This window comes from Candidatus Nitrosopumilus sp., assembly GCF_029882185.1.
In the GTDB taxonomy this organism is placed as follows: Archaea; Thermoproteota; Nitrososphaeria; order Nitrososphaerales; family Nitrosopumilaceae; genus Nitrosopumilus.
Genome location: NZ_JAOULD010000094.1, coordinates 1 through 2,308 on the forward strand (window position 1 = coordinate 1; position 2,308 = coordinate 2,308).

General features: G+C 32.0%; 3 protein-coding genes and 2 pseudogenes. 1 reads left to right on the plus strand and 4 read right to left on the minus strand.

The genetic code is table 11. The features are described from left to right. Both OEW78_RS10445 and OEW78_RS10450 read right to left on the minus strand, forming a co-directional pair. Positions 1–603: pseudogene (locus tag OEW78_RS10445) on the minus strand (M1 family peptidase); the annotation flags it as partial. Between the two features lie 56 nt (positions 604–659). Next, entirely contained in the window at positions 660–821 is a 162-nt protein-coding gene (locus OEW78_RS10450) for a hypothetical protein (RefSeq protein ID WP_300327230.1), read from the minus strand. Positions 822–964: 143 nt separating this feature from the next. On the opposite strand from OEW78_RS10450, the gene OEW78_RS10455 reads away from it, so the two are divergent. Further along, positions 965–1,552 (plus strand): hypothetical protein, encoded by a 588-nt coding sequence (locus tag OEW78_RS10455; RefSeq protein ID WP_300327231.1) that lies wholly within the window; start codon positions 965–967, stop codon positions 1,550–1,552. Positions 1,553–1,566: 14 nt separating this feature from the next. Here the strand turns inward: OEW78_RS10455 and OEW78_RS10460 are convergent, their stop codons facing one another. After that, entirely contained in the window at positions 1,567–1,896 is a 330-nt protein-coding gene (locus OEW78_RS10460; RefSeq protein WP_300327232.1) for an ArsR family transcriptional regulator, read from the minus strand. A gap of 85 nt (positions 1,897–1,981) precedes the next feature. Next, positions 1,982–2,308 (minus strand): annotated as a pseudogene (gene tfb / locus OEW78_RS10465) (transcription initiation factor IIB); the annotation flags it as partial.

Below are 2,308 nucleotides of genomic sequence, written 5' to 3' on the forward strand. Positions count from 1 at the left end.
AGTCTTGCCAATTTTACTTGTCAGATATTCAAATTCTCCAACACCAAGATAAATCAAATATGTTGAAACAATAGGAGTCTTTGCAAAATTGTAAATGGTTTTACTGCCAATTTTTTTCTTTGACTTAGCAGGCATGTTAGATATTGCCGAAAATTTATTGTTGACAATTATTGAAATTTCAAATGTAGCTTTTGCTTCAGGTTCATCCCAACATGGAAATGCACGTCTAGCATCGGCCGCCTCAAATTGTGTTGTAGCGAGATATTTTGTTTTACCATTTTGTTGGTACTGACTTCGATAAAATCCAAGGAGCCTATCATTTAGAATTCCTTGAAATTCAATAGTAATGATAACTCTACCTTTAATTTTTTCACCCAATTTGATTTGTATTTCTTCTTTTTTTTTATTTAATATTGGAGTTGATTTGATAGAAGTTCCTTTAGATTTTATGTTACACGACATAATTTTTAGTTCAGCACAGTTCATTGAAATTATATTTGTAGGTTTTTTACAATCCGCAGTAATTATTTCAGTTCCAGAGAATATGAATTTCTTAAGATCAGGCTCAAAAGTTAGTGCATAATTGATTGGAATAACGTCCACGACTGAGGTATTTTACTTAGGCTTTAAGTAGATTTTCCATATTTAATTTTCAGAGATCATGTCCATGGATCAGATCTCTCATCCCAAGAAACTGCACTAAATTGATTTTCTGAGAAAGAAACACTATTATGAATACCTGAAAGTAAGCATTCGTCTGAGCAATGAGTTAATTCTAAAATTTTCATGATTTTTCCACATTTTTCACAATATTGACCCATTGCTCAATTCATCATACTTTGCAGTATCTCCTAGAGTATTAAAAATAGAAATAGACTATAAAATAATTCCCAATTATCATTTATGAGAACAAATATCTAAGAAAGATCCAACTTATATGATCATCCTACTTTGATTTTTTGAATTGGATTCAAAAACAATAAAGTCACAACAACATTCACCAAAAAAAGAAAAAACGCGAAGTGTAACTTATCGCCTTCCAGCAAAATTAGTGGAAGAAATAGAAGCAGAAGCTAATAACCGCAATATATCACATAATGTTATGGCAAGACAAATTTTAGAAAAATACGTTCGATGGGACAGATATACAGAAAAAATAGGCATCATTCCAGTCCCTAAAAAAATTCTAGATATTTTTGGAGTTGAAATGAATTCTCAAGATATCAATGAAATTATCAATGTCATTAAGCCAGTAATCAAAGACACAGTGTTATTTATCAAAGGAGAGTATGATTTGAAAAGATGCATTGAGACATTAGAAGATTATATGCGAGCATCAGGTATGAAATCAGATCACAGAGTAGAAGGGGCAATACATCATTTTGTAATTCAGCACGAACTTGGAAGTAATTGGTCAATTTTTACAGAACAGTTATTGCAAGAAATATTTCATGAATTCTTACCTGATACAAAAATGAAATCTCAAACAACAGAATCAACTATCGTGATATCTATTATGTTAGGCGAAGATTTTATTGAGCACGATTATTAAAAATTATAAAAAGATTAGTTTTTGTTAAAAACTACATCAACAGTGATTTTCCCATCATAGAATCGTGTATTGACTTCTTTAATTTTACTCTTATACAAAAAGAGTCGTTTGCCCTCATCTGTAATAATTCCAGAGGTGCGAATCATGTGAGAGTCATGGAGTTGTTGAATTCGTCTATAAACAGTGCTCAGTGGAATCTCTTTGTCACGAGATATCTCAATTGCAGATTTGGGAGCATTCATTATTGATTCTAGGATCAATCTACAGTACTTATCAGAAAGAATTTCAAGAAAGATTTCTTTTCTTTCAGATTCTTCGATGGTTAATGGGTTTAAGATTTGCATAGTAAGTATAGGTGAATTTCAGATATAATTAGTAGGCAGACAATTCTGTGCAAGGCAAAATTTATGAAAGTATGATAACAATAAATTAAAGTTCAGACTTTATAGCATGATCCGCCTTTAGTCCCTTGTATCGATTTCTTATGGTAACCTCTGTTACACCCGCAGCTTCAGCAAGATCCCGTTGAGTGATTGACACTCCATCATGAACGCATGCCAAGTATAATGCAGTAGCTGCAAGCCCCATGGGATCTTTTCCTGCAGATTCTTTTCGTTCCTGAGCATCTTTAAGCACTTTAATAGCATAACGTTTTGTTTTCTCAGAAATCTCAAGTTTGCTTGAAATTCTTGAAATGCATTGAATTGAATCTACAACAGGCATTTTTAATTCTAATTCATGATGTATTAATCGATA